20 protein-coding genes and 2 pseudogenes are annotated in these 18112 nt (G+C 38.0%); 13 read left to right on the forward strand and 9 right to left on the reverse strand.

Going from position 1 to position 18112, the window contains the following annotated elements; all coding sequences use genetic code 11:
- Positions 1-106: 106 nt before the first annotated feature.
- Positions 107-931, reverse strand: a complete 825-nt coding sequence (gene hel, locus AAX18_RS00030; RefSeq protein WP_046952556.1) for a lipoprotein e(P4) — start codon at positions 929-931, stop codon at positions 107-109.
- A 226-nt stretch (positions 932-1157) separates the two neighbouring features.
- Here hel and ftsB point away from each other — a divergent pair, with 226 nt between their 5' ends.
- Genes ftsB through ispF form a run of 3 tightly spaced genes read left to right on the forward strand, consistent with a single transcriptional unit; the run spans position 1158 to position 2586 of the window.
- On the forward strand, positions 1158-1436 hold the full coding sequence (ftsB, locus tag AAX18_RS00035; RefSeq protein WP_005627159.1) for a cell division protein FtsB: 279 nt from the start codon (positions 1158-1160) through the stop codon (positions 1434-1436).
- On the forward strand, positions 1436-2113 hold the full coding sequence (gene ispD / locus AAX18_RS00040; RefSeq protein ID WP_046952557.1) for a 2-C-methyl-D-erythritol 4-phosphate cytidylyltransferase: 678 nt from the start codon (positions 1436-1438) through the stop codon (positions 2111-2113). The genes ftsB and ispD overlap by 1 nt, the downstream gene beginning before the upstream one ends.
- Positions 2110-2586 carry a 2-C-methyl-D-erythritol 2,4-cyclodiphosphate synthase gene (ispF, locus tag AAX18_RS00045; RefSeq protein ID WP_009500705.1) on the forward strand — a complete coding sequence of 159 codons (477 nt, stop codon included), beginning with the start codon at positions 2110-2112 and terminating at the stop codon, positions 2584-2586. The genes ispD and ispF overlap by 4 nt, the downstream gene beginning before the upstream one ends.
- 521 nt (positions 2587-3107) lie before the next feature.
- Here ispF and dtd read toward each other — a convergent pair.
- The 3 genes from dtd to AAX18_RS00060 form a co-directional block, all read right to left on the reverse strand.
- The gene (gene dtd, locus AAX18_RS00050; protein ID WP_005629919.1) at positions 3108-3542 is read right to left on the reverse strand and encodes a D-aminoacyl-tRNA deacylase; all 435 of its coding nucleotides are present in this window, start codon (positions 3540-3542) and stop codon (positions 3108-3110) included.
- On the reverse strand, positions 3539-3979 hold the full coding sequence (gene mioC, locus AAX18_RS00055; protein ID WP_046952558.1) for an FMN-binding protein MioC: 441 nt from the start codon (positions 3977-3979) through the stop codon (positions 3539-3541). Before mioC ends, dtd begins: the two co-directional genes overlap by 4 nt.
- A 107-nt stretch (positions 3980-4086) precedes the next feature.
- Positions 4087-4305 (reverse strand): cell division protein ZapB, encoded by a 219-nt coding sequence (locus tag AAX18_RS00060; RefSeq protein WP_005627167.1) that lies wholly within the window; start codon positions 4303-4305, stop codon positions 4087-4089.
- Between the two features lie 160 nt (positions 4306-4465).
- Between AAX18_RS00060 and glpX the strand changes: the two genes are divergently transcribed.
- The gene (glpX, locus tag AAX18_RS00065) at positions 4466-5479 is read left to right on the forward strand and encodes a class II fructose-bisphosphatase (RefSeq protein ID WP_046952559.1); all 1014 of its coding nucleotides are present in this window, start codon (positions 4466-4468) and stop codon (positions 5477-5479) included.
- A 63-nt stretch (positions 5480-5542) separates the two neighbouring features.
- Here glpX and AAX18_RS08815 read toward each other — a convergent pair whose 3' ends face one another.
- From AAX18_RS08815 to ilvC, 3 genes are all read right to left on the reverse strand, one after another.
- Entirely contained in the window at positions 5543-7585 is a 2043-nt protein-coding gene (locus AAX18_RS08815) for an autotransporter outer membrane beta-barrel domain-containing protein (RefSeq protein WP_230599523.1), read from the reverse strand.
- A 21-nt stretch (positions 7586-7606) separates the two neighbouring features.
- The gene (locus AAX18_RS08955) at positions 7607-7798 is read right to left on the reverse strand and encodes a hypothetical protein (RefSeq protein ID WP_046952560.1); all 192 of its coding nucleotides are present in this window, start codon (positions 7796-7798) and stop codon (positions 7607-7609) included.
- Positions 7799-7868: 70 nt separating this feature from the next.
- A complete protein-coding gene (ilvC, locus tag AAX18_RS00080; protein WP_005627251.1) occupies positions 7869-9350 on the reverse strand; it encodes a ketol-acid reductoisomerase in 1482 nt (493 codons plus the stop codon).
- 163 nt (positions 9351-9513) lie between these two features.
- On the opposite strand from ilvC, the gene ilvY reads away from it, so the two are divergent.
- From ilvY to AAX18_RS08635, 4 genes are read left to right on the forward strand one after another with little or no spacing between them, the layout of a single operon-like run.
- Positions 9514-10392, forward strand: a complete 879-nt coding sequence (ilvY, locus tag AAX18_RS00085) for an HTH-type transcriptional activator IlvY (protein WP_046952561.1) — start codon at positions 9514-9516, stop codon at positions 10390-10392.
- A 32-nt stretch (positions 10393-10424) separates the two neighbouring features.
- The gene (gene rarD / locus AAX18_RS00090; protein ID WP_046952562.1) at positions 10425-11312 is read left to right on the forward strand and encodes an EamA family transporter RarD; all 888 of its coding nucleotides are present in this window, start codon (positions 10425-10427) and stop codon (positions 11310-11312) included.
- A complete protein-coding gene (gene glpE / locus AAX18_RS00095) occupies positions 11302-11619 on the forward strand; it encodes a thiosulfate sulfurtransferase GlpE (protein ID WP_005627244.1) in 318 nt (105 codons plus the stop codon). The genes rarD and glpE overlap by 11 nt, the downstream gene beginning before the upstream one ends.
- An 18-nt stretch (positions 11620-11637) precedes the next feature.
- Complete coding sequence (locus AAX18_RS08635; RefSeq protein ID WP_046952563.1) at positions 11638-12744, forward strand: hypothetical protein; 1107 nt, start codon at positions 11638-11640, stop codon at positions 12742-12744.
- Positions 12745-12918: 174 nt separating this feature from the next.
- On the opposite strand, the gene AAX18_RS00105 is transcribed toward AAX18_RS08635, so the two are convergent.
- A complete protein-coding gene (locus AAX18_RS00105; protein WP_005626148.1) occupies positions 12919-13956 on the reverse strand; it encodes an LLM class flavin-dependent oxidoreductase in 1038 nt (345 codons plus the stop codon).
- 139 nt (positions 13957-14095) lie between these two features.
- Between AAX18_RS00105 and AAX18_RS00110 the strand changes: the two are divergent.
- Together AAX18_RS00110 and AAX18_RS08960 are read left to right on the forward strand one after the other, a co-directional pair.
- Positions 14096-14296: pseudogene (locus AAX18_RS00110) on the forward strand (ATP-binding cassette domain-containing protein); the annotation flags it as partial.
- Positions 14275-14388: pseudogene (locus AAX18_RS08960) on the forward strand (rhodanese-like domain-containing protein); the annotation flags it as partial. The pseudogenes AAX18_RS00110 and AAX18_RS08960, both read left to right, overlap by 22 nt.
- 131 nt (positions 14389-14519) lie before the next feature.
- On the opposite strand, the gene mazG reads toward AAX18_RS08960, so the two are convergent.
- Entirely contained in the window at positions 14520-15311 is a 792-nt protein-coding gene (mazG, locus tag AAX18_RS00115; RefSeq protein ID WP_005626144.1) for a nucleoside triphosphate pyrophosphohydrolase, read from the reverse strand.
- Between the two features lie 131 nt (positions 15312-15442).
- Between mazG and pyrR the strand changes: the two genes are divergently transcribed.
- From pyrR to mltG, 3 genes are all read left to right on the forward strand, one after another.
- Complete coding sequence (gene pyrR / locus AAX18_RS00120; protein WP_005626142.1) at positions 15443-15982, forward strand: bifunctional pyr operon transcriptional regulator/uracil phosphoribosyltransferase PyrR; 540 nt, start codon at positions 15443-15445, stop codon at positions 15980-15982.
- 75 nt (positions 15983-16057) lie between these two features.
- The gene (locus AAX18_RS00125; protein ID WP_046952621.1) at positions 16058-16993 is read left to right on the forward strand and encodes a peptidylprolyl isomerase; all 936 of its coding nucleotides are present in this window, start codon (positions 16058-16060) and stop codon (positions 16991-16993) included.
- 69 nt (positions 16994-17062) lie between these two features.
- Positions 17063-18106, forward strand: coding sequence for an endolytic transglycosylase MltG (gene mltG, locus AAX18_RS00130; protein WP_046952622.1), 1044 nt, complete (start codon positions 17063-17065; stop codon positions 18104-18106).
- Positions 18107-18112 lie beyond the last annotated feature (6 nt).

Below are 18112 nucleotides of genomic sequence, written 5' to 3' on the forward strand. Positions count from 1 at the left end.
TTGAGTTAATCTAAAAAACTAAAAAGGCTAAGCCAGTAAAAACTGAGCTTAGCCCCAAAACTAAATTTTCAGAATCGATATTTAAATCGATCTTTTTAATGGAAAATTATTTACCATCCCAAGCTTGTACTGCATCTAAACGAGCTTTGATTTTGCCTTGTGTATCTTTTTTGAAATATCCATCAGCTAAACCGCCTTCCCAGCCACCGTAGTTTGCGTTAGGTAACATAATGAAAGTTTTACCAAATTTACCTTGGTTTTGATCAACGAATGCACGACGATCTGCGTTTAATTTGCCATATACGGTATCACCGAAGTCATCTAAGTTATCGCCTACATAAAGTACGATTTCATAACCTTGTTTTTCAATTTCTGAAAAACGAGCCGCTTTAGCTGATTTGTCTTTTTTCAAATAAAATGCAGATTCTTCCACACCATTGAAACCTAAACGTTTCATATCATCGATAGTGCCGGCTTTTTCAGAGCTATCTTTGCGGTTTGTTACGTAGAACATTTTACCTTTGTGGCTGTTTACGTAATTGTTAAATTCTACCGCACCCGGAACGGCACGAGATTGACGAGCATCTACCCAACGAGTCCAATCTTTACCATCGAATGGTTTGTTATTTTGAACTTGCCAGCCAGCATAAGGGCTGTTATCTAACATGGTTTCATCTAAATCAACCACAACCGCTTTTTTCTTACCTTTTGCCACTTTTGCGTGATCAAATGCTACTTTTGCCGCATTGTAGGCTTGATAAGCTAATGCTTTATATTCGCCAGAATCTTGCATCCAGTTTAAGCCAAGAACAGCTTGTTGTTGTAATTGCATATTTGCATGTTCTTCTGACTTCATTTTGTGTACGCCACAGCCAGATAAAACAAGAGCAGAAAGTGCTGCAAGTGCGGTCATTTTTAAAGTTGTTTTCATGTTATATTCCTTTTAACTTTAGGGTTAGTAAAAACGAGGGAGAGTATAGCAAGCCTTTTTATTTTTTGGGGCGCTTTCTTGGTAATTCTATTAAATTTGTGATGTTCGTCACATTTTTAACGCGAGATTTAGATGTAAAACTTACCGCACTTTCTTTTTTATCCTATCGCCTTTCCCCCCTTTTCACGGTAAACTAACCGCAATTTTATTCATTACCAACATTTTTATGCGACTTCTTATTCTCATTCTTTTTGCCGTATTAGCTTTGTTTCAATATGACTTATGGTTTGGCCGTAATGGTTTCTTCGATTACCGCGACACTGCCGCAAAGATTGTAGAAAACCAAGCGGAAAATGAAAAACTGTCTCAACGCAACCAGCGTATTAATGCGGAGATTCAAGGACTAACTAAAGGCTTTGAAGCTATTGAAGAACGTGCTCGAATGCAGCATGGCATGGTAAAAGAAAACGAAGTGTTTTATCACATTGTGAAAGAGAATAAATAATGGCTCGTTCAATTATTGCGGTATTGCCAGCAGCTGGTGTGGGCTCGCGAATGCAAGCAGATAAACCGAAACAATATTTAACTCTACTCGGCAAAACACTGCTCGAACACACACTTGATGTTATGCTTTCTCATCCTGCCGTCTCTAAAATTATTTTGGCGGTGAGCAAAGATGATCCTTATATTGTTAAGCTATCACTCCCTAGTAAAATTCAGTTAGTGGAAGGTGGCGCAACGCGAGCTGAATCTGTCTTAAATGGTTTAAATGCAATTAAGGAAAAAAATGCGTGGGTGCTTGTTCATGATGCTGCTCGTCCTTGTTTGCAACACGCCGACATTGATAAATTGCTAGCCATTGAAGATGAACATGGTGCTATTTTGGCAATTCCAGCAACGGATACGATTAAACGGGCGGATAATCAGCAATGTATTGTGAAAACAGAAGATCGCCGTCAACTTTGGCAAGCGATGACACCACAGTTTTTCCCAGTAGATATATTAAGAAATGCGCTTTCCACCGGGATTCAACAAGGTGCGAATATAACGGATGAAGCATCAGCAATGGAACTGGCAGGATTTCGACCGCACTTGGTGGCTGGGCGTAGTGATAATTTAAAAGTGACTCGTCCAGAAGATTTGGCATTAGCAGAATTTTATTTAACAAGGAATAAATTATGATCAGAATTGGACACGGTTTTGATGTTCATGCGTTTGGCGAAAATCGGCCATTAATTATTGGTGGCGTAGAAGTGCCTTATCATACTGGGTTTATTGCGCACTCTGATGGTGATGTAGCATTACATGCCTTAACCGATGCCATCTTGGGAGCCGCCGCTCTAGGTGATATTGGAAAGCTTTTCCCTGATACCGATATGCAATATAAAAATGCTGATAGCCGTGGGCTATTGCGTGAAGCATTTCGTCAAGTGCAAGAAAAGGGGTATAAAATTGGTAATGTTGATGTCACTATCATTGCACAAGCACCTAAAATGCGCCCACATATTGATGCTATGCGTGCCAAAATAGCTGAAGACCTACAATGCGATATTGAGCAAGTCAATGTGAAAGCAACGACTACCGAAAAATTAGGATTTACAGGAAGACAAGAAGGAATTGCTTGCGAGGCTGTTGCTCTTTTAATCCGACAATAATCATTTATTCTTAAAAGTGCGGTGAAATTTTTAAAAGAATTTCACCGCATTTTTATTTTTGTGATCTAGATCACAGTTTTAACCTAGGAAAAGGCATACCATATTCTTGTACAGTGAGTTTGTAGCTGATAACACAGACTATAAATGAAAAGATTTAGGCGCAAGAATGGATGTTTGTGCCATTTGGCATTGCGCTGTGCACTTTGCCTATTGGGTTTGGCGGGCTGTTGTCTGACATTCCCGATTGTCCCTAATCAGTGAAATGGCAACGGTGATAATTCACCCTTGTTATTATAAGTGGCCATTGGTGAGAGGAAACGTCCATTTATGGACGAGGGAGCAATGGAGGGCTTCAGTTCGCCTTTTTGCTCACCAACCTTGTTGTTAGGTGCTATGTTGTTAGTTGACGTTGACTAATGGAATATGTACGTTTAACGTAGATATTCCATTAGTTAAGCTATTTAGCGTGCTTAATTTTCTAAAAGTCTTAAGAATCTTATTACTAAATTAACCGTTTTTATTTATACGTTTAACCAAAACGTAACTGGGCCATCGTTTGTTAAGCTCACTTGCATATCTGCTGCAAATTGCCCTGTTGAAACAGGTAATTTCTCACCGCACTTTTGGATAAAGTATTCATATAATTCATTAGCCAATGCTGGGGGGGCACCTTTTGAAAAGCTTGGACGCAAACCTTTTTGTGTATCCGCCGCTAATGTAAATTGAGAAACAATAAGTAATTCACCTTGTACTTGTTGAACATTTAAGTTCATTTTGTCATTTTCATCACTGAAAATTCGATAATTAAGCACTTTTTCAGCCAGTTTATCCGCTTTTTCTTGGTTATCTTCTTTTTCTACACCAAGCAAAACCAGTAAACCTTTGCCAATTTTCCCGATTGTTTCACCGTTTACATCAACTTTCGCTTGGGTGACACGCTGGATTAAGGCAATCATTTTAATCCCTCGATAAATCTCGGTAACCATGCTTCAGCATAGCCTTCTTGATCATCCACGTTTAAAACGTCTATTTTTAACGTCTCGCAAATTTTGACTGCATTTTTTTCTTGGAGAGTTTGCTCTACTTTATCCGCTGCATAGCAAAAAGTATCATAATCAGAATTACCTAATCCAACGACCGCAAAGCGAACATTTGAAAAATCGCTTTGATTTTTAGCTAATTCATCAAATAGAGGTTTTAAATTATCCGGCAACTCGCCCGCACCATGAGTTGAAGTCACAAAAAGCCAAATTTTTTCATTTTCGATATCGGATAGACTTGGTCCGTGAAAAAGAGTGGTGGAAAAATCTTGAGTTTTTAAAACATCGTTTAAATGTTCGGCAACATATTCTGCGCCACCTAAAGTGCTGCCAGAGAGAATGCAAATGTGCATTTGATTATCCTGTATTTATTTTCTTCCCTAACACAGGGAAAAGTAAAAGAATATTTTTGAAATGATTAAAATAAAAAGGCTTAGATTTTCTAAGCCTTTTATTACGATTAAACGTTATCGAATTTGCCAAGCAATGAACGAATATGTTCTTGCCAGTTGCGGTGTTCGTTTTTCAGTTGTTCGTTTTCAGTTTGTAAACTTTCGATATTTCTGTGAGATTCTGCGTTTTTCTCTTTTAATTCTTCAACTTCTAATTGAAGTAATTGGATAGTTTCTACCGCTTGTTTAATTTTTTCTTCAAGCTGGTCTAAAATTTCTAAAGACATAATGATTTCCTTTTAAATATGGGTAAGTTTGAGAGTATTTTACCCAGTAAATTTTCCTTTTTAAAGCGTTGGAGAAAAAATTATTATGCAAACGATTACGTGGTGATAAAATAAGGCCATTTTGCCATGATCTAGAAAAGTAAGCAGAAGGAGAATAATGATGAATCGTGCATTGGCTATTGAATTTTCACGTGTGACTGAGGCGGCTGCGTTAGCGGCTCATATGTGGCTGGGGCGAGGGGATAAAAATGCAGCTGACGATGCAGCAGTGAAAGCTATGCGTTATATGCTGAACTTAATTCATATGGATGCTGAAATCGTGATTGGTGAAGGGGAAATTGATGAAGCTCCAATGCTTTATATTGGCGAAAAAGTCGGTTCTGGCATGGGAGAATTGGTTTCTATCGCCGTTGATCCTATTGATGGCACGCGTATGACCGCAATGGGTCAGTCTAATGCTATTTCTGTCTTGGCTGCTGGTGGCAGAAATACCTTTTTAAAAGCACCAGATATGTATATGGAAAAATTGGTGGTTGGCCCCGATGTTAAAGGCATGATTGATTTAACTTTACCACTAGAACAAAATCTTCGCCGTGTCGCATCTAAGCTAGGAAAATCCCTTTCTGATCTCACCGTAATGGTATTGGCAAAACCACGCCATGATGCGGTAATTAAACAAATGCATAACTTGGGCGTGAGAGTGATGGCGATCCCTGATGGTGATGTAGCAGGTTCCGTATTGTGCTGTTTGCCTGATGCCGAAGTCGATCTTCTTTACGGAATCGGTGGTGCACCAGAAGGTGTGGCTGCTGCAGCTGCAATTCGTGCATTAGGTGGCGATATGCAAGCTCGTTTACTTCCTCGTAACGAAGTAAAAGGTGATACGGAAGAAAATAAAAAAATTGCTACCGATGAAATTCTGCGTTGTGAAGCATTAGGCGTAAAAATCAATGAAGTGTTAAAACTTGAAGATCTTGTGCGTGATGATAACCTAGTATTTACCGCAACAGGTATCACTAATGGCGATTTGCTTAAAGGTATCTCTCGAAAGGGCAATTTAGCCAGCACTGAAACAATTTTAATTCGTGGAAAATCTCGCACAATTCGTAAAATCCAATCCATCCATTATCTAGATCGTAAAGATTCTGAAATTTATAAGATTTTGAATATTTAGTTGGGACAAACAAAAGTGCGGTGAATTTTCACCGCACTTTTAAGAGGTATGTTTAGCAAGATACTACCAGCTATAATGATAAACCGCTTGAATTGCATAAGGTTTATCGAAGTTTTTACCGTCAGCACGGCTTACTTCTAAACCAAAACGATGATTTGCAAATCCAGCATTTAAACCGACCACACTTTCAAAACGTCCACGGCTGCTTGCGACATCAAGCGCGCTGTTTGTGTAATGAATTTTGCTGCTACGGTTTTTGCTAGTAATCGCATTGATTTCTGCATAAGGTTGTAAATTCCAACCATTACTTAATGCAAAGCCTTTGGCTACACGTAAACCAATTCGAGAATAAACAGAAGATAAGCTATCTTCATTCTCTTGTGATGAAATATGAGTCCACGCTAATTGCGCTTGCGAGGTAATTGTCCAATCGTTCGCAAGGCTAAAGCGTTTGCCTAATTCACTCGAAATAGTATAAGCGTTGTAATGGCGTTTTTCAGTGTGATCTGAGTTAGCGTGTAAACGGCTGTATTTCACGATGTTATCTACATAAATACCGTTATCTGCAAGGTAAGCGGCATATAAGCCCACGCTGTTGCTTTTTACTTTGCCATCACCGTAATGACTATTGAAATCAACGTTAGCTTGGCTACGGCCAACAAATCCACCAAGACGGAGGTTATCTGTTACAGCAGCATCAGAGCCCACTTGTACGCGATGTACGTTTTGTTTAAAGCCAGAAGTTTCACTCTCACCAGTCGAAAGTGCGGCTAATTTTTGGCGAGAATTCACATTACGAACCCATACATTACCTTTTTCACCATTTTTCACTTCACCTAGACGTTGATGAATACCACTTAAATCATCTTCCACTAAAAGCAATTGTGCTTGGCGAAGAGAAACTTGTGCATTCGCTAAGTCTGAGAGTAATGGTGTACTTGGTAGAACTGGAGCAGTTGGTGTTACTACAGGTTTATTTGGAGTCACCACAGGTTTGCTTGGAGTCACCACAGGATTGCTTGGGGTAACTGGTGCAACAGGCGGAGTTGGGGTGACCGCATTTTTAGAATTCGCTAATACCCAATTATTTCCTTCTTTTGTTAGGAAATATTGGTAAGCCCCTAAATCTACGCGGTTGTTTGGGTTGGTTAAGCTAAAGGTTGCATCACCACCATGAGTTTCTACAAGAGTTACCCTAGAATTTGCAACTGCAACCGTTCCTTGCTCATTAATATTGAGTTTGTGGTTACCCTCTGCTTTTCCTAAGACAACAATTTTATCTGATTGGAATCCTGGAATTAACGTGTTTAAATAAAACGTTCCGTTACCAGTTAAATCACCTTTAATCGTTAATGTTTGATAATTAGTTCCAAAGCGATCAAAATAAACAGTACCATTATTTAGTGATAAATTTGTAAGTGAGTTTTGGACGGTTTTATTCTCATTTTGATCAAAGTATGCTGATACGTTCCAAGACGAATTGTTTAATGCCAAATTAATTTTACTATTTGGGCTATTAACTTCAGTAAGCCCAGATAGCTGAGAATTATTTGCGATGATGGTTAGATTTTCAGATAGACGCTTATGGCTATCAATATCTGTAACAGAGGCAAGAATTGCTCCTTGAACAGTTGAATTACTAAATGTGATAGAAAATTGGCCATCCGTTGTTTCATGTATTCCTGGAGAAATACCAAGAATTGATCCATTAGGGATAGAAATATTTGAATCATTAATTACAATTTTAGAGTTTGGATTTTTATTTAATGCTTCATAATGAAAAACAGTATTATCACTATATGTAGTAATTTCAGTATTCTTCAACATTAATGAGCTATTTTGATCTACATGGAAAATATCAAAAAGCCCATCACTAGAAGATGAGTTTATTGAAAGTTTAGCATTAGAAATATTTGTTGTTGAATTATTAATATCAAATAAGTAACCTGCGGGAGATGCATTATGTGGGTTGGTAATAGAGTAATTACCACCATCAATATTAACTGATGAATTAGTGATATTAACAACTTTAAATGAGTTACCACGGTTAGCAGGTATTTCAAGAGATGCATTGACGTTATTTAATTGCCCGGTTGAGTTTGTCATCGTTACTGCAGATAGAGAACCCTATTCAGGCTCATTTGTTGGACTGATTGGATTAATCGAACATTGATTCAACACAGCTCCACTTTGCCCAGTAATTGTCACGCCACTACTATTACAAGCCACATCGGCTGCTAGAGCTGAATTTACCAATCCAAGAGCTGTAGCGACTAAACTCACTTTAAAAGTGCGGTTAAAAATTTTATTGTTTTTCATATTAATTCCTTTGGATTATAAAAAAGCCAACTTATTGAATAAGCTGGCTTAAATTTTAACGATCTAATGATTAACCTGCAACTGCGATACGTTTCATATCTGTCATGTAGCCACGTAACTCTTGACCGATTAATTCAACCGGGTGGTTACGGATTGCATCGTTTACATCGCGTAAAGTGATGTTGTCGATAGCGACTGCTGGTGTAGGTTCACCTAAATCACCTTTTTGTAAGGTTGGAATGATTTCTTTAGCAAGAATAGGGGTCGCTACGTTAGAGAATAAGTAGTTACCATATTCTGCCGTATCAGAAATAACTACGTTCATTTCGTATAAACGTTTACGCGCGATGGTGTTTGCAATTAACGGTAATTCGTGAAGTGATTCATAGTAGGCTGATTCTTCATAGATACCACTTGCCACCATTGCATCAAAGGCTAATTCAACACCTGCTTTCACCATTGCGACCATTAACACGCCGTTATCAAAGTATTCTTGTTCAGAAATTTTGATGCCATCTGCTTTTGGTGCATTTTCAAAGGCAGTTTTGCCAGTTGCTTCACGCCATGCGAATAAATCTTTGTCGCCGTTTGCCCAGTCAGCCATCATGGTCGCAGAGAAGTGACCGCTGATGATGTCATCCATATGTTTGTAATATAAGAAACCAAGGCTTTCTTTGATTTGCTCAGCAAGTTCAAATGCACGTAATTTTGCGCTGTTTGATAAGCGATCCATCATTAATGTGATACCGCCTTGTTTTAAGGCTTCGGTAATAGTTTCCCAACCGTATTGGATCAATTTACCTGCGTATGCTGGATCTTTACCGTCCGCGACTAATTTGTCGTAACATACGATAGAACCTGCTTGTAACATACCGCAAAGAATGGTTTGTTCACCCATTAAGTCAGATTTTACTTCTGCAACGAATGAAGATTCTAATACGCCTGCACGGTCACCACCAGTTGCTGCTGCCCATGCTTTTGCAATTGCCATACCCTCACCACGTGGGTCATTTGCTGGGTGAACCGCGATTAATGTTGGCACACCGAAACCACGTTTGTATTCTTCACGTACTTCAGTACCTGGACATTTTGGTGCAGTCATTACTACAGTGATGTCTTCACGGATTTGCTCACCTACTTCAACAATGTTGAAACCGTGTGAGTAACCGAATGCAGAATCTTTTTTCATTAATGGCATCACATCAGCCACCACTTTAGAGTGTTGTTTATCTGGCGTTAAGTTGATCACTAAGTCTGCAGTTGGGATTAATTCTTGATAAGTACCCACTTTAAAACCATTTTCGGTTGCGCGTTGGAATGAAGCGCGTTTTTCTGCAATTGCTTCAGGGCGTAATGCATAAGAAATGTCTAAGCCAGAGTCACGCATATTTAAACCTTGGTTTAAGCCTTGCGCACCACAACCTACGATAACGATTTTTTTGCCTTTTAAGTAGTTGCAACCGTCAGCAAATTCGCTGCGATCCATAAAACGACAACGACCTAATTGATCTAATTTTTCGCGTAAATTTAATGTGTTGAAATAGTTAGCCATTTTTCATCCTTAATATGATGTTGATTAATGTGTATGAGGTTGTGTTTGAATATAGTTTTTTGTTGTGTCATGGATTATAAGATTTTTAATTATTGCGTAAAGTGATATTATTGGCACTTAGTGTTGCATTTTTTGCAACGATATTTATATTTTAGTGATACATATGGACTTTCAAGACCTTCAAATATTTCTTCATCTTGCGGACACACAAAATTTTGCAAAAACCGCTACGCAAAATCATATGTCGCCTTCTACGCTTTCACGCCAGATTCAACGAATGGAGGAGGAATTAGAACAGCCTTTATTTATTCGTGATAATCGACAAGTGCGTTTAACCGAACAAGGTGAGAAATTTTTGCAATTTGCGAAAACAGAATGGCAAAACTGGCAACAGTTTAAGCGTCAGCTTCGGGATAACTCAGCGGAATTAAGCGGAGAGTTACGTTTATTTTGTTCGGTAACGGCTTCATATAGTCACTTGCCACAGGTATTAGCCAAGTTTCGTACGCGTTATCCGAAAGTTGAAATTCAACTGACAACTGGTGACCCCGCTTCTGCGGTGCAATTTATTCAATCGGAACAGGTGGATCTTGCTTTGGCGGGAAAACCGAATAATCTGCCGACAGGATTAGAGTTTTATAAGATTGATGATATTTCCCTTTCATTAATTGCGCCTCGCGTGGCTTGTTTAGCGACACAATTATTGCAAGAAGAGCCGATTAATTGGCAACAAATGCCTTTTATCTTACCGTTAGATGGAATGGCGCGGCAACGTATTGAGCAATGGTTACGGGGCAAGCATATTAAGCATCCGAAAATCTATGCTACCGTAGCAGGACACGAAGGGATCGTGCCAATGGTAGCGCTCGGTTTTGGATTGGCCATGCTACCCGATGCGGTAATTGATAATAGTCCAATGGCAAAAGAAGTTTCCCGTTTAAATTTGGATAATCCGGTAGAAGCGTTTGATTTAGGTGTTTGTGTGCAAAAAAGAAATTTAGCGAATCCCTTAATTCGTGCATTTTGGGAGATGTTAGACTAGAATAATAAGCAGAATTAACCTAAGGATTTATTATGTTAAGAGGCGTACTCATTTCACTTTTAGCCTCATTTTTATTTGGCTATATGTATTATTTTTCCACGCTGCTGAAACCACTCAGCGGCACGGATATTTTCGGCTATCGAATGATTTTTACATTCCCTTTTGTCGCCCTTTCCGTCATCATGTTTAAACAGAAACAGGCATTAGTGGAACATATAAAACGCATCAAAAAACAACCGCTCTTTGCCCTTTCCTATATCACCTGTGGCGCATTAATGGGTTATCAAATGTGGCTCTTTTTGTGGGCACCCAATAATGGCAGCTCCTTAAGTGTTTCTTTCGGTTATTTATTGTTACCAATTGTGATGGTGGCCGCAGGACGGATCATTTTTAAAGAACGAATTTCAACATTGAAATTTATTGCTGTGTTAATTGCGGCTGTAGGGGTGATTTCTAACATCGTTTTAAAAGGCGGGTTATCTTGGGAAGCCATTGTTATCTGTGTGGGTTACACCACCTATTTCTCCATACGAAAAGCCTTAAAAAATACCGATCTTGGTGCCTTTTGCTTAGAAATGATCGCATTATTGCCTGTTAGCATTTACTTTGCCCTTCAAACCGATTTTGCCACCGTGCAGGAATCGAATCCTAATATTTGGGGATTATTGGTATTACTCGGGCTTATTAGTGGTGCAGCATTAATTGCTTACGTGATTGCCAGCAATATGCTGCCGATGAATTTGCTTGGCCTTTTAGGTTATGTTGAAACCATTTTAATGGTGATTATTTCATTTTTAATTGGAGAGGAAATGGATGCGGACAGCTATCCGTTATTCATTTGTTTAGTATTGGCGATGAGCCTGATTATTTTTGATGGCGTGTATAAACAGCGCGCAAAGGGAACAAACCATGTCGTTTAAAGAAATTAGTCCAGAACAAGCTTGGGAAATGGTGCAAAATGGCGCCATGCTTGCTGATATTCGGGATCCACAACGTTTCACCTATTCCCATGCGAAAGGGGCGTTTCATTTAACTAACCAAAGCTTTTTACAATTTGAAGAATTGGTGGATTTCGACTCCCCGATTATCGTGAGTTGTTATCATGGCGTGAGTAGCCGAAATGTGGCGACTTTCCTCGTTGAGCAAGGCTATGAAAATGTGTTTAGCGTCATTGGTGGATTTGATGGTTGGGTAAAAGCTGGTTTGCCGATAGAAACGGCTTATTAATTCTGTGAGGTTGTATAAATGATTAATGATGAAAAGTTAAAGCAAAAACGTTTAGAAGTTTTAAAATATGTCCAAAATGTAAATAATACCGATGAGAAAGCTAGCAAAATTAATTTATGTTTTGTTTTATTAAATACATTAATTTATTTAGGGAGTGAAAAAGAAAATATATTACCTTTTGCCTTTAGAAAATATAGTTATGCATTAGAACAGTATATAAATTCTAGTAATATAGCGGACGATGCATCTTACTTAATATGTGCTTCATTTCTAAAAGAATATTACTTTTATATAAAATATATTAAAGATGACAATAAAGATAAACCTGAAATTTTTGATGCTTATAATACATGGGAGATTTTTTTGAGAAATGAATTTCAGATAAAAGGTCAAGGGATTTTTGATTTTAATTACTATAAAAACTTGAAGAATGATAGGTTTTTAGATTATTTTTATTTATCATTGTCTATTCAAGAAAGAAAGTTTAAATCAAAACTTGAACAACTTGAAAATGCTAAAGTAAATGGCTTAAGGGAAATTAACGAACGAAAAGGTACGTTAGATTCTGAACTTCAGAATTTTGACAAAAATATAATTAAAAATAGGAATGAAACTAATGAATTAGCATCATTGCTAGAAAAGCAAAAAACAGCTTTTAATTTTGTTGGCTTATCAAAAGGATTTGAAAAAATATTAAAGAAAAAAACTTGTGCAAAATGGACTTCTTTTGTTCTTTTATTTTTAATTACCTTATCTATGTTTACGATTTTGGGGTATTATCATAATTCTTTACCTGACGAGCCTACAGAAATCTTTGACTTCTGGAAGTTTTTAATGCCTTATCTTGGTCTTGAATTTATTTTACTTTATTTATTTAGGGTGGTTCTTAAACACTATAATTCAATTCAAACACAAATTATGCAAATAGAACTCAGACAGTCTCTATGTCAATTTATTCAAAGTTATGCTGATTATGCAAAAGAGATTAAAGAAAAAGATGGAACATCTTTAGATAAATTCGAAAACCTAATTTTTAGTAGCATCGTTTCAACATCAGAACAAGTACCAAGTACTTTTGATGGGTTAGAACATATAACTAATTTGATTAAAAGTGCAAAATCATAATAAGTGAATAATAGTTATACCATTTAAAATTTTTTAGTTTAAATATTTATGATTGTTTTTAGTAATGCCTTTCTGAAACACGGGCAAACCGAATTACTCGAGAAATGCCACGGCGACCATCAATCCGAAACAAAAAGTGCGGTGAAATTTACCGCACTTTTTATTTTTGTCTTGCTATTGCTTATCCACAATCGCTTTCAACATCGTGTAAGATTGGGCTTGTTTTTGTTCATCAAAAATATAGCTCACCGCCATAATTTCATCAAAATGTACCCGTTCACGCAGTTGCTTGAGTTGAAATTCCACACTTTCAGGACTACCAATAAGCGAACAAGCGGTCATTTGTTCCACTACAGCACGCTCTTGGTTGTAAATCGGGATCTCCTCGAAATCGACTGGACCAAAGTGCGGTTTCTTTTGGGCATGCATTTGGGCTTTCCAAACATCTTCCTCTGATGCCAAAGGCGGTTGTAAATTTTGTTGTGCGTTAGTGACCACATTTAAGAAAAATAGTGTTTGTGTTGTCACCAGTTGTTTTGCTTCTTTATCGGTTTCAGCAACAATCGCGTTCACACCTAAGATGACATAAGGTTCAGCAAGATAGGTAGAAGGTTTGAAGTTTTTGCGGTAAATCTCCACTGCCATTTCCATCATGCGTGGCGCAAAGTGTGAAGCAAAGGCATAAGGCAAGCCAAGCTCTGCTGCAAGATAGGCACTTTCGGTGCTGGATCCTAAAATATAAAACGGTATATTCAAGCCTGCGGAAGGATAAGCGGAAACAGGGTTGCAATCTTTAAAGTAACCACGAAGTTCCGCAATTTCCGCAGGGAAATCCAGACTGTTTCGTCCACGACGAAGTGCTGCAGCCGTTTGCATATCAGTTCCTGGCGCACGCCCTAAGCCGAGTTCAACTCGGTTTGGATAAAGCGTCTCCAGTGTGCCATATTGCTCAGCTACTACATACGGCGAATGATTCGGTAACATTACGCCACCAGACCCCACGCGCAAAGTTTTCGTATTGGCTAACGTATGCTGAATTAAAAGTGCGGTCGCTGAACTCACCAAATTTTTCATATTATGATGCTCAGCAATCCAATAGCGTTCAATGCCAATGTTCTCAGCGTGTTTTGCAAGACTTACCATAGACTCAACCGCTTGCAAATAAGTTTGTCCTTCTCGAACAGGGGCGAGATTAAGAATAGAGAGCTTCATTTTATTTCCTCATGATTGATTTGTTGAGCGTCATTATACGTGTTTTTTCAGGCAGAAATATCGATAAAATTGGAATAGACTGTTCCGAGAAAAGGAAAAATATTGCAAAATAGGCACAAATTCAGATGTATTCGAAAAAATGATTGTATTTAATAATATTTCCCTAAAGCGCGGGCAAACCGCATTGCTCGAAAATGCCACGGCAACCATCAATCCGAAACCAAAAGTCGGCTTGGTGGGGAAGAATGGTTGCGGTAAGTCGTCTCTTTTTGCCCTATTAAAAAAAGAATTAACGCCAGAGGGCGGCGAAGTCACTTATCCATCCAACTGGCGGCTTTCCTCATTGAGCAAGGCTATGAATATGTGTTTAGCGTCATTGGCAGATTTGATGCTTGGGTAAAAGCTGGTTTGCCGATAGAAACGGCTTATTAATATTTTTTCTCTTAAGTAAAGAAAGAGTTTGCTGAAATAAAATCAATCTTATAAACAAAAAGTGTGGTGAAGTTGATCTGACCCCAAAAAGTTAGATCAAAACTGATAGAAATTTTTACCACACTTCTCAATTAGTTTTCTTGTTTTTTCACTTCATCCCACAACAAATCTAATTCAATCAGTGGCATATCATTAACTTGCTTACCTTGTTGTTGAACCGCTTGTTCTACTGCTCGAAAACGACGTTCAAATTTTAAATTCGCTTTCCGTAATGCATCTTCAGGATCACATTTTAAGTGGCGAGCAAGATTGACGGTTGCGAACAATAAATCGCCGATTTCCTCCTCCACTTTATTTTGTTCAATCGAAGTGCGGTTAATTTCAGCTTGAACTTCTTCTAATTCTTCCCGCACTTTGTCAAATACGGGTGAAATTTCTTCCCAATCAAACCCTACTTTTGAACAACGTTTTTGTAATTTTGCTGCTCGCATAAGAGAAGGCAAGGCACGAGGTACATTATCTAAAATAGAGGTTTCTGCACTTTTACCTTGTTTTTCTTTGGCTTTCATTTCGTTCCAACGGGAAAGGGCTTCTGTTTCGTCCCCCGCTTTTGCATCGCCAAACACGTGAGGATGACGGCGCACAATTTTTTCAGCGACATCTTGCAATACATCGTCAAAAGTAAAGTATTTATCTTCTGTAGCAAGCTGGCTGAAGAAAACGACTTGTAACAATAAATCCCCTAATTCTTCGCGTAAATTTGGTATGTCTTTTTTCTCAATCGCTTCAATTACTTCGTAAGTTTCTTCCGTTAAGCAAGGAATCATAGATTCATAATTTTGTTTTAAATCCCAAGGGCATCCGCCATTTGGATTACGAAGTTGGGCAATGAGTTGGATAAAATCTTGAATGGAGTAGCGCATAATTTTATTTCCTTTGATGGAATGTTTTGGATAGTATAACGAACAAGAAAAATGGTGCAAATACCGTCGCTTTTTAGGCGCATTTTCTTTATACTTTGCGCATTGAAATACTATTGATAAAGCTGTGAAAAATGGAAAAAATTATTATCGACCACGATCGTTTTCTTCGCACGATTTCGCGTATTTCTCACGAAATTATTGAAAAACATCAAACGTTAGATGATCTCGTGATTGTTGGGATTAAACGTCGTGGCGCGGAAATTGCCGAATTATTACAACGTCGAGTTGAAGAGTTAAGTGGTATAAATTTACCTTCAATGGAACTGGATATCACCTTTTATCGCGATGATTTAACCTTGGTTGATCAGGAAGATAAAATGCCAGTTTATAGTGGTTCATCACAATATTTGAATATTCAAGATAAAACCGTCATTTTGGTTGATGATGTGTTGTTTACTGGTCGAACCATTCGAGCGGCAATGGATGCACTCACCGATTTTGGACGAGCGGCAAAAATTGAATTAGTTATTTTTGTTGATCGTGGCCATCGTGAATTACCAATTCGCGCTGATTACGTAGGTAAAAATGTGCCAACAAGCCGTGATGAACTTGTACAAGTTCGCACTGAAAAACAAGATGGCTGTTACGAAGTTGCTATCTTAGGGAAATAAATCTTATCTATTGTGAACCTTCAATAGAATTGTTACTCTAACGAACGTTATAGACTCTTTTTTGATGAGATGAAAATGAAAAAATTTATTCTAAAATCTTTTTTATGGGCTACTTTAGGTTGTGTTGCTTTTACTTCTATGGCTCAAGCAGGTGAACGCGTTGTCGCAACAGTAGATGGTATTCCTATTTTAGAAAGCCAAGTTCGTGCAAATATGGGTAAAAAAGGCGATCGCCAAAGTGCACTTGATAAAATTATTGATGATCTTTTAGTACAAAAAGCGATTCAAGAATCTGGTGTGAAAATTGATCCGCGCGAAATCGATCGTGTTGTGGAAGATACTGCGGCAAGAAATGGTTTAACTTATGGTCAATTTTTGGATGCGTTAGATTATCAAGGCATTTCATTAAATACATTTCGTCAACAAATTGCCAATCAAATGATGATGGGTGCGGTGCGTAATAAGGCGATCAATGAAAGTGTTGCAGTGACACGTGAAGAAGTGGTTGCGCTAGGCCAAAAAATGTTGGATGAGGCAAAATCACAAGGTACAGCGCAAAAAGTAACGGGTAAAGAATACGAAGTACGCCATATTTTGTTAAAACTTAACCCGATGTTAAATGATGCACAAGCCAAAGCAGAGTTAACAAGAATTCGCTCTGATATTATTGCGGGTAAAATGACTTTTGCAGAGGCGGCTTTAAAATATTCTAAAGACTATTTATCTGGGGCAAATGGCGGTAGTTTAGGTTATGCGTTCCCAGAAAGTTACGCACCGCAATTTGCACAGACCATTGCACAAAGTAAACAAGGTGTAATTTCTGTGCCATTTAAAACCGAGTTCGGTTGGCATATTTTGGAAGTAACAGGCACTCGCGATGGTGACCGTACGGCGGATGCTTATACGCAAAAAGCCTATGAACATTTGGTGAACAGTCAGTTACAAGACGCAAATAAAGATTGGGTAAAAGCATTACGTAAAACTGCGGATATTCAATATTTTAATAAATGATTTAATGTTTAAAAGAAAGGGGCTTAATTGCCCCTTTTGTTGTTTTTTATTTTCTCTTTCTTATTTCTTATGAAGAAATTTTTAATTGCGATTTTACTTTTAATTTTGATTTTAGCGGGCGCGGCCAGTTTTGGTTATTACAAAATTACTGAATTTGTAAAAACTCCGGTAAATGTGCAGGCAGATCAACTTTTAATGATTGAACGTGGCACAACAGGTTCAAAATTAGCCGCACTTTTTGAGCAAGAAAAGTTAATTGATGATGGGAAATTATTACCTTATTTGCTGAAGTTGAAACCAGAGCTAAATAAAATAAAAGCAGGGACTTATTCTCTTGAGAATGTTAAAACTGTGAAAGATTTACTGGATTTGCTTAATTCAGGTAAGGAAGTGCAGTTTAATGTAAAATGGATTGAAGGAAAAACCTTCAAGGATTGGCGAAAAGATCTCGAAAATGCACCGCACTTGGTGCAAACCTTGAAAGATAAGAGTAACGAGGAAATTTTCACATTACTTGATTTGCCAGATGTTGGTATAAATCTTGAACTAAAAAATGTGGAAGGTTGGCTTTATCCTGATACTTATAATTATACGCCTAAATCGACAGACTTGGAGCTACTGAAGCGAGCGGCTGAGCGAATGAAAAAGGCGTTAAATAAGGCTTGGAACGAGCGTGACGAGGATTTACCTTTAGCGAATCCTTATGAAATGTTGATTCTTGCTTCTATCGTAGAAAAAGAAACGGGCGTGGCTACGGAGCGAGCAAAAGTGGCATCTGTATTTCTCAACCGCTTAAAAGCAAAAATGAAATTACAAACGGATCCAACGGTAATTTATGGTATGGGTGAGAATTACAGCGGTAATATTCGTAAAAAAGATTTAGAAACCCCAACGCCTTATAATACTTATGTGATTGATGGATTGCCACCAACGCCAATTGCTATGCCAAGCGAAAGTTCGTTACAGGCTGTTGCGCATCCAGAAAAAACAGATTTTTATTATTTTGTAGCAGATGGTTCTGGTGGGCATAAATTTACCCGAAATTTGAATGAACATAATAAAGCGGTACAAGAATATTTACGTTGGTATCGCAGCCAGAAAAATGCCAAATAAAAGTGC

This window comes from Haemophilus haemolyticus, from assembly GCF_001008205.1.
GTDB lineage: Bacteria > Pseudomonadota > Gammaproteobacteria > Enterobacterales > Pasteurellaceae > Haemophilus > Haemophilus haemolyticus_Q.